This window comes from Pseudocitrobacter sp. 73, assembly GCF_008369545.1.
In the GTDB taxonomy this organism is placed as follows: Bacteria; Pseudomonadota; Gammaproteobacteria; order Enterobacterales; family Enterobacteriaceae; genus Pseudocitrobacter; species Pseudocitrobacter vendiensis.
In genome coordinates this window covers 81391-90117 of the sequence record NZ_VTZO01000002.1, presented here as the reverse complement: position 1 = coordinate 90117, position 8727 = coordinate 81391, and the positions used below count along the sequence as shown (strand labels likewise).

General features: G+C 52.8%; 8 protein-coding genes, 1 rRNA gene and 1 other annotated feature. Of the genes, 4 read left to right on the top strand and 5 right to left on the bottom strand.

Annotated features, from left to right (window positions below; all coding sequences use genetic code 11):
* The 4 genes from F0Q32_RS01945 to rluD form a co-directional block, all read right to left on the bottom strand.
* A 16S ribosomal RNA gene (locus tag F0Q32_RS01945) occupies nucleotides 1-75 on the bottom strand; the annotation flags it as partial.
* A 409-nt stretch (nucleotides 76-484) separates the two neighbouring features.
* On the bottom strand, nucleotides 485-3058 hold the full coding sequence (gene clpB / locus F0Q32_RS01940; protein ID WP_149461738.1) for an ATP-dependent chaperone ClpB: 2574 nt from the start codon (nucleotides 3056-3058) through the stop codon (nucleotides 485-487).
* A 128-nt stretch (nucleotides 3059-3186) separates the two neighbouring features.
* A complete protein-coding gene (yfiH, locus tag F0Q32_RS01935) occupies nucleotides 3187-3918 on the bottom strand; it encodes a purine nucleoside phosphorylase YfiH (RefSeq protein WP_149461737.1) in 732 nt (243 codons plus the stop codon).
* The gene (gene rluD / locus F0Q32_RS01930; protein WP_149461736.1) at nucleotides 3915-4895 is read right to left on the bottom strand and encodes a 23S rRNA pseudouridine(1911/1915/1917) synthase RluD; all 981 of its coding nucleotides are present in this window, start codon (nucleotides 4893-4895) and stop codon (nucleotides 3915-3917) included. The genes yfiH and rluD overlap by 4 nt, the downstream gene beginning before the upstream one ends.
* A 131-nt stretch (nucleotides 4896-5026) precedes the next feature.
* Here rluD and bamD point away from each other — a divergent pair, with 131 nt between their 5' ends.
* From bamD to pheA, 4 genes are all read left to right on the top strand, one after another.
* Nucleotides 5027-5770: an outer membrane protein assembly factor BamD gene (bamD, locus tag F0Q32_RS01925; RefSeq protein ID WP_149461735.1), complete on the top strand. Its 744-nt coding sequence runs from the start codon at nucleotides 5027-5029 to the stop codon at nucleotides 5768-5770.
* 268 nt (nucleotides 5771-6038) lie between these two features.
* A complete protein-coding gene (raiA, locus tag F0Q32_RS01920) occupies nucleotides 6039-6377 on the top strand; it encodes a ribosome-associated translation inhibitor RaiA (RefSeq protein WP_015963370.1) in 339 nt (112 codons plus the stop codon).
* Nucleotides 6378-6484: 107 nt separating this feature from the next.
* Nucleotides 6485-6610: a sequence feature (Phe leader region), on the top strand.
* Nucleotides 6486-6533: a pheA operon leader peptide PheL gene (gene pheL, locus F0Q32_RS26305; protein ID WP_199538682.1), complete on the top strand. Its 48-nt coding sequence runs from the start codon at nucleotides 6486-6488 to the stop codon at nucleotides 6531-6533. It overlaps the preceding feature by 48 nt.
* 31 nt (nucleotides 6611-6641) lie before the next feature.
* Complete coding sequence (gene pheA, locus F0Q32_RS01915) at nucleotides 6642-7802, top strand: bifunctional chorismate mutase/prephenate dehydratase (protein WP_015963369.1); 1161 nt, start codon at nucleotides 6642-6644, stop codon at nucleotides 7800-7802.
* On the opposite strand, the gene F0Q32_RS01910 is transcribed toward pheA, so the two are convergent.
* A complete protein-coding gene (locus F0Q32_RS01910) occupies nucleotides 7799-8671 on the bottom strand; it encodes an SMP-30/gluconolactonase/LRE family protein (RefSeq protein WP_149461734.1) in 873 nt (290 codons plus the stop codon). The genes pheA and F0Q32_RS01910 overlap by 4 nt on opposite strands.
* Between the last annotated feature and the right edge of the window lie 56 nt (nucleotides 8672-8727).

The following is an 8727-nucleotide window of genomic DNA, read 5'->3' as shown; positions in this document are numbered from 1 at the left end:
CTGTTACCGTTCGACTTGCATGTGTTAGGCCTGCCGCCAGCGTTCAATCTGAGCCATGATCAAACTCTTCAATTTAAGTTTGATGCTCGTGAATTAAACTTCGTAATGAATTACGTGTTCACTCAGAGACTTGGTATTCATTTATCGTCTTGCGACGTTAAGAATCCGTATCATTGAGTGCCCACACAGATTGTCTGATAAATTGTTAAAGAGCAGTGCCGCTTCGCTTTTTCTCAGCGGCGCGGGGTGTGCATAATACGCCATCCCGCTACAGAGTCAAGGATTATTTTCACTCTGTTGACCCGGCGGCATGTTGGCCGTTGTTCCGTGTCAGTGGGGGCGCATTATAGGGAGTAATTGAGATCTCGCAAGCATAAAATACAAAAAACTTTTCATTCGCTCACTTTTCATTCAATTCACTTATTCTTGCCTGGTTTATAAACAAAAACGAGCCCCTGAGGGCCCGTTTTTACATTTTTGTGACTTACTGCACTGCCACAATATGATCGTCTTTAACGTCCAGACGTATCGTTTTTCCTGGAACCAGCTCACCGGATAAGATTTGCTGCGCCAGCGGGTTTTCAATTTGCTGCTGAATAGCGCGTTTCAACGGACGCGCGCCATATACCGGGTCATAACCGTTTTTACTCAACAGATGCAGCGCCTCATCGGAGATCTGCGTTTCATAACCGCGCTCTTCCAGACGTTTGTACAGACGTTGCAGCTGAATCTGTGCAATTGAGGCTATGTGTGCTTCACCCAGCGGATGGAACACAACCACTTCATCAATACGGTTGATGAATTCCGGACGGAAGCTCTGACTGACCACGCCCAGCACCAGATCTTTCATATGACCGTAATCCAGCTCACCAAAGCGTTCCTGAATCAGATCGGAACCCAGGTTAGAGGTCATAATCACTACCGTATTACGGAAGTCGACCGTCCTCCCCTGCCCGTCGGTCAGACGGCCATCGTCCAGCACCTGCAGCAGAATGTTAAACACATCCGGGTGCGCTTTCTCTACTTCATCCAGCAGGATGACTGAGTATGGGCGACGGCGTACGGCTTCGGTCAGATAGCCGCCTTCTTCATAACCGACATATCCCGGAGGCGCACCAACCAGACGAGACACGGAGTGTTTCTCCATAAACTCGGACATATCGATACGCACCATCGCGTCATCGCTATCGAACATAAAGTTCGCCAGCGCCTTACACAACTCCGTTTTACCAACACCGGTTGGCCCCAGGAACAGGAACGAACCGATTGGACGGTTAGGATCGGAGAGCCCGGCACGGCTACGGCGAATCGCGTTCGATACCGCTTCCACCGCTTCGTTCTGACCAATCACCCGGCTATGCAGGTCTTGCTCCATCCGCAGCAGTTTTTCGCGCTCGCCTTCCAGCATGCGCGCAACCGGGATCCCGGTCCAGCGTGCCAACACTTCGGCGATTTCCGCATCCGTTACACGGTTACGCAGCAGACGCATAGTTTTACCTTCGGACTGGGTCGCCGCCGCCAGCTGTTTTTCCAGTTCCGGAATTTTACCGTACTGCAGTTCAGACATCCGCCCCAGGTCACCCACGCGGCGCGCCTGCTCGATGGCGATTTTCGCCTGCTCAAGCTCTGCTTTAATCGTCTGCGTACCGGAAAGTGAAGCTTTCTCTGCCTTCCACTCTTCTTCTAATACCGAATACTGGCGTTCTTTGTCTTCCAGCTCTTCATTCAGCATATCGAGACGTTTCAGGCTGGCTTCGTCAGACTCTTTCTTCAGCGCCTGCTGTTCCAGTTTCAACTGAATGATACGGCGATCGAGGCGGTCGAGTTCTTCCGGCTTCGAGTCAATCTGCATACGAATGCTGGACGCCGCTTCATCAATCAGGTCAATCGCTTTATCCGGCAACTGACGGTCGGCAATATAACGATGCGAAAGCGTTGCCGCCGCGACAATAGCCGGGTCGGTGATTTGCACGTGGTGATGCAGCTCATAACGTTCTTTCAGGCCACGCAGGATCGCGATGGTATCTTCAACGGACGGTTCTGCCACAAACACTTTCTGGAAACGACGTTCCAGCGCCGCATCTTTTTCAATGTACTGGCGATATTCATCAAGGGTGGTCGCGCCCACGCAGTGCAGTTCACCACGGGCAAGCGCCGGTTTCAGCATGTTCCCGGCGTCCATTGCGCCATCGGCTTTACCTGCACCCACCATGGTGTGCAGCTCATCGATAAACAGAATGACGTTGCCTTCCTGTTTCGACAGATCGTTCAGCACGCCTTTCAGACGTTCTTCAAACTCACCGCGATATTTCGCCCCGGCCACCAGCGCGCCCATATCCAGCGCCAGTACGCGGCGGCCCTTCAGCCCTTCCGGTACTTCACCGTTCACGATACGCTGCGCCAGCCCTTCGACGATGGCTGTTTTACCAACGCCAGGTTCACCAATCAGCACCGGGTTATTTTTAGTACGACGTTGCAGCACCTGAATGGTGCGGCGAATTTCTTCATCACGACCGATGACCGGGTCAAGCTTGCCCTGCTCGGCACGCTCGGTCAGGTCGACGGTATATTTTTTCAATGCCTGACGTTGGTCTTCGGCATTTTGATCGTTCACGCTCTCCCCTCCGCGCATCTGTTGAATCGCCTGAGTAATGTTGGCGGTCGTCGCCCCTGCAGATTTCAGCAGGTCGGCCAGTGAGCCGCGAGACTCAAGCGCGGCCAGAACAAACAGTTCTGACGAAATAAAGTTGTCGCCCTGTTTTTGCGCCAGTTTGTCGCAAAGATTCAGCACACGCACCAGATCCTGCGAAGGCTGGACGTCGCCGCCGGTGCCTTCCACCTGCGGTAATCGGCTTAATGCTTGATCGATAGCCGTGCGAAGCTGGCCCGCATTAATGCCGGCCGTGGTTAACAAAGGACGAATCGAACCCCCTTCCTGATTCAGTAAGGCGCTCATTAAATGAAGTGGTTCGATAAATTGGTTGTCGTGCCCCAGTGCGAGAGACTGGGCATCGGCGAGAGCAAGCTGGAATTTGTTAGTAAGACGATCCAGACGCATAATTCCTCCCATAACAGGTCAATTTTGCTACTGGAGATTAAATGAGGTCATCCCTCAATTATTCAAGGTTAATGACCTGTTTAATGCGAAAAATAAGTCAGCCTTCTGGATCGTCTTGATTCTTTAGGTTATATCAGCCAAATGAAACTTGCCATACGACCTGTAGTACGGTCACGACGATATGAGAAAAAATCATCGTTTTGGCTGAAGGTACAGCGGTCACCGCCGTAGATGCGCTGCACACCGACATTACCCAGACGCTGACGCGCCAGTAGATAAATATCAGCATAGTACTTTTCGCCCGCCGCGCGAAACGCGGCAGTTGCCTGAAGGTCTTTCACCATAAAGGCGTCACGCACTTCCGGCCCTACTTCAAAGGCCGTTGGGCCAATCGCCGGGCCAAGCCACGCCATGATATTTTCTGGGCGATCGTTAAAGCAGGCAACGGTTTCTTCCAGCACGCCTTCACACAGCCCGCGCCAGCCTGCATGCGCCGCAGCCACTTCTGTTCCGTCGAGATTACAGAACAGTACCGGAAGACAATCGGCGGTCATCACCGCACAAACGGTACCCGGTGTATTACTGTATGACGCATCGGCGCGTTTTGATTCATACGGCCCGCCGCTTAAGCGCAGTACATCTTTACCGTGAACCTGTTCAAGCCAGACGGGATTAGCTGGTAAGCCGCCCGCCGCAAACAAGCGGCGGCGATTCTCTTCTACATCGTCCGGATTATCACCGCAATGCGCGCCCAGATTCAGAGAATCGTAAGGCGCTTGACTCACACCGCCTTTACGGGTGGAACTACAGGATGCCACGCCCTTCGGCTGCGGCCACTGCGGGATAATCAATGACGTCATAACCAGTCCACATCGTCCTTATGTTCTTCAAAATCGGCGCGCATCGCGTCGATAAGATCGACCATATCCTGCGGAATTGGCGCATGCCATTCCATTTCAATACCGGTGATTGGATGATAAAGGCGCAGCATGGTGGCATGCAGTGCCTGACGATCAAATTTACGCAGCGCGGAGATGAACTCATCCGACGCGCCTTTTGGTGGACGCGGACGCCCGCCGTAAACCTGATCGCCCACCAGCGGGTGCGTGATATGGGCCATGTGCACGCGGATCTGGTGCGTACGTCCTGTTTCAAGACGCAGCCGCAGACGCGTGTGCACACGGAAGTGTTCCATGATGCGATAGTGCGTGACCGCGGGTTTACCCATCGGATGCACCGCCATATGCGTACGTTTGGTTGGGTGACGGCTAATCGGCTCTTCAACCGTACCGCCCGCCGTCATGTGACCAATTGCTACGGCTTCATATTCACGGGTGATTTCACGCAGTTGCAGCGATTCCACCAGACGCGTTTGCGCCGGAACGGTTTTCGCCACAACCATCAGGCCCGTGGTGTCTTTATCCAGACGATGGACAATACCCGCACGCGGCACATCGGCAATCGGCGGATAATAATGCAGCAGCGCGTTAAGCACTGTGCCATCCGGATTACCGGCACCAGGGTGCACCACCAGGTCACGCGGTTTGTTGATGACAATAATGTCATCGTCTTCATAGACGATGTTCAGCGGAATATCCTGAGGTTCAAAACGGATATCTTCGTCAATCTCCGCGTTGATGGCGACGGACTCGCCCCCCAACACTTTTTCTTTCGGTTTGTCGCAAATTTGACCATTAACCTGCACGCGCTGGTCAAGAATCCATTCTTTTATGCGAGATCGCGAATAATCAGGGAACAATTCGGCCAAAGCTTGATCTAAGCGTTGACCAAGTTGGTTTTCGGAGACCGTTGCGGTGAGTTCTACTCGTTGTGCCATATACAGCTTCTTCGTTAACGTTGGGTTTTTACGGCTTTGCCGTTTAATATAGTGTGCTATTGTAGCTGGTCTTAACCGGGAGCAGGAACAGAGAATCTCCCGTAAAACATTTTGAGGAAAGTCAAAACGTCATGACGCGCATGAAATATCTGGTGGCAGCCGCCACGTTGAGCCTGTTTTTGGCGGGTTGCTCGGGTTCAAAGGAAGAAGTACCTGATAATCCGCCAAATGAGATTTACGCGACCGCTCAACAAAAGTTGCAGGACGGTAACTGGAAACAAGCGATAACGCAACTGGAAGCGTTGGATAACCGTTATCCGTTTGGTCCGTACTCTCAGCAGGTACAGCTGGATCTGATCTACGCGTACTATAAAAATGCCGATCTTCCACTGGCTCAGGCGGCCATCGACCGTTTTATTCGTCTTAACCCGACGCACCCAAACATTGATTATGTCATGTATATGCGTGGCCTGACCAACATGGCGCTGGATGACAGTGCACTGCAAGGCTTCTTCGGGGTTGACCGGTCTGACCGCGATCCGCAGCACGCGCGTGACGCCTTCAATGACTTCTCTAAACTGGTTCGCGGCTATCCGAACAGCCAGTACGTCACGGATGCGAACAAACGTCTGGTGTTCCTGAAAGATCGCCTGGCCAAGTACGAGCTGTCGGTCGTTGATTACTACACTGACCGTGGCGCATGGGTTGCCGTGGTAAACCGCGTTGAAAACATGCTGCGCGATTTCCCGGATACACAGGCAACTCGCGATGCGCTACCGAAGATGGAAAACGCGTACCGTCAGATGCAAATGACGGCGCAGGCTGACAAAGTCGCGAAAATCATTGCGGCAAACAGCAGCAGCACGCAATCCTGATTTCGAACGCAAGCAAAACGGCAGCCCTCGGGCTGCCGTTTTTTTATCCGTTTAACCTGCACGCTGAACCGCTTTAGCGGCAAGTCATCTCATCAAATATGACCGCCTTTTTCCCTTTCGACAAGGAAAAGATCGCCTGTTCCTGCCCTGCCTCACAAAACAGTTTCCTTGACAAAAAGTGACAAAAAAACGTGATTTAAATCACACATTTTGACATTAGGAAAGGTATGCTGGAATCACCAAGACGGAAAGACAAGAGGTAAAATTTATGACAATGAACATTACCAGCAAACAAATGGAAATTACTCCGGCCATCCGCCAACATGTCGCAGACCGTCTAGCCAAATTAGAAAAATGGCAAACTCATATTATTAACCCGCACATCATCCTGTCCAAGGAGCCGCAGGGTTTTATCGCTGACGCCACCATGAACACGCCGAACGGGCTTCTGGTTGCCAGCGCCAAGCATGAAGATATGTATGCTGCAATCAACGAATTGATCAACAAGCTGGAACGGCAGCTCAATAAGGTGCAACACAAAGGGGAAGCCCGTCGCGCCACAACATCGGTGAAAGACGCAAGCTTCGAAGAAGTTGAAGAAGAGTAAAACTGAACTTTGAGTGTATCGCCAACGCGCCTTCGGGCGCGTTTTTTATTGACAGAAGGAAAACGGAGCAGGTACTGTTACCTGACACACTGTAAGGAATCATCATTCGTGAAATCTGTTCTGTTTTTCTTCGCATTCTTTTTTACCTTCCCCTGAACGGGAGGCGTTTCGTCGTAAGATAAAGAATGCGAAGACGAACAATAAGGCCTCCCACTCCGGGGGGCCTTTTTTATTGGCAAGATTGATAACAATAAAGGCACAACTATGACAGCGGAAAACCCGTTACTGGCTCTGCGCGACAAGATAAGCGCGCTGGATGAAAAATTACTGACGCTGCTGGCCGAGCGTCGTGGTCTGGCAGTGGAAGTCGGCAAAGCGAAGCTGGCCTCCCATCGCCCGGTTCGCGATATTGACCGCGAGCGTGACCTGCTGGAACGTCTGATTGCGCTGGGTAAAACGCACCATCTTGACGCTCACTACATCACCCGCCTGTTCCAGCTTATCATCGAAGATTCCGTCCTCACGCAGCAGGCGTTGCTTCAGCAGCATCTTAATAAAATCAATCCGCACTCTGCGCGTATCGCCTTCCTGGGGCCAAAGGGCTCTTATTCACACCTTGCAGCGCGCCAGTATGCCGCACGCCATTTCGAGCAATTTATTGAAAGCGGCTGCGCGAAATTTGCCGATATCTTTAATCATGTGGAAACGGGCCAGGCTGATTACGCCGTGGTGCCGATTGAAAACACCAGCTCAGGTGCCATTAACGACGTCTACGATCTGCTGCAACACACCAGCCTCTCAATCGTGGGTGAAATGACGATCGTTATCGATCACTGCGTACTGGTATCCGGATCGACGGATCTCGACACTATCGACACGGTCTACAGCCATCCGCAGCCGTTCCAGCAGTGCAGCAAATTCCTTGCCCGCTACCCGCACTGGAAAATTGAGTACACCGAAAGTACCTCGGCAGCGATGGAGAAAGTGGCGCAGGCCAATTCACCGCGCGTGGCTGCGCTGGGCAGCGAAGCCGGCGGCGCACTGCACGGCTTGCAGGTTCTGGAACGTATTGAAGCCAATCAGACGCAAAACATTACCCGCTTCATCGTGCTGGCGCGTAAAGCCATTGATGTCTCAGATCAGGTTCCGGCAAAAACCACATTGCTGATGGCGACTGGTCAACAGGCGGGCGCACTGGTAGAAGCACTGCTGGTGCTGCGTAACCATCACCTGATCATGACCAAACTGGAATCCCGTCCCATTCATGGCAACCCGTGGGAAGAGATGTTTTATCTCGATATTCAGGCCAACCTGGAATCGGAATCGATGCAAAAAGCGCTCAAGGAGCTGGGCAAAATTACCCGCTCCATGAAAGTGCTGGGCTGTTATCCGAGCGAGAACGTCGTTCCGGTTGATCCAGCTTAACGCTCAATAAACGGTAACTTCTTCATTCCTGCCACGCTGACGGGCAGGGTGAAGATGGCACCGGAAAGGGGATACTGCGCCACTTCTTCCGCCGACATGTTTTCCCGCGTGGTGGTAATAAAAAGCGTGCGCATATCTGGCCCGCCAAAACAGACCATGGTTGGGCAGCGCACCGGCATCCGGTACTCCTCCAGCTGTTCACCCTGCGGGGAAAAACGCGCAATACGCCAGCCATCAAACAGCGCACTCCAGTAACAGCCTTCTTCATCGACCGCCGCGCCGTCCGGAATCCCCTCCCCGTCCGCAAACAGATGAAAGATTTCACGCCTACCCGGTTCGCCGTCGTCATCAAGCGGCGTCCGATATATCACCGCGTTCGGCGTATCCGAGGTGTACATCCAGCGTTTATCGGCGCTGAACGCCAGGCCATTGGCACCGTGGATATCACACTGCACCACTTTTGGCGTCAAATCATTTGCGATTCGTACCAGCAACGCGCCGTTGTAATCGCCCGGCCCCCAGAATGTCCCGGCGTAGAAACGGCCATCCCGGTCCGTACCGCCGTCATTGAAGCGGGCCAGCGCCGGGTTGCTGGGGTTATCGCAAATTTTGCGCACCAGCAGACCATGTTTATCCGCCAGCCAGATGGCGCTGCGTAGCGCCACAATGAACCCACCCTTTTCGCGCAATGCGAAACAGCCGACCTCTTCAGGAAACTGCAAAACCTGATGCTCGCCGCTTTGCGGATGATAGCGATGGATTTCGTATTCCAGGATATCGGCCCAGTACAGCGCCTGTTCCGACTCACTCCAGGTGGGGCATTCCGGCAGGTGTCCGGCATAATCAAATAACGGTTGTGGCTCAGTCATGCGTCTCATCCCTATAAAAAAAGCCAGCGGGTTCCCCCTCTGGCTTTTAAGTATAT

Bases quoted from the DNA above. Each gene is read 5' to 3' on its own strand.
- pheA (WP_015963369.1), top strand. From the start codon at position 6,642: ATGACAGCGGAAAACCCGTTACTGGCTCTGCGCGACAAGATAAGCGCG.
- F0Q32_RS01910 (WP_149461734.1), bottom strand. From the start codon at position 8,671: ATGACTGAGCCACAACCGTTATTTGATTATGCCGGACACCTGCCGGAA.
- clpB (WP_149461738.1), bottom strand. From the start codon at position 3,058: ATGCGTCTGGATCGTCTTACTAACAAATTCCAGCTTGCTCTCGCCGAT.
- yfiH (WP_149461737.1), bottom strand. From the start codon at position 3,918: ATGACGTCATTGATTATCCCGCAGTGGCCGCAGCCGAAGGGCGTGGCA.
- raiA (WP_015963370.1), top strand. From the start codon at position 6,039: ATGACAATGAACATTACCAGCAAACAAATGGAAATTACTCCGGCCATC.
- rluD (WP_149461736.1), bottom strand. From the start codon at position 4,895: ATGGCACAACGAGTAGAACTCACCGCAACGGTCTCCGAAAACCAACTT.
- bamD (WP_149461735.1), top strand. From the start codon at position 5,027: ATGACGCGCATGAAATATCTGGTGGCAGCCGCCACGTTGAGCCTGTTT.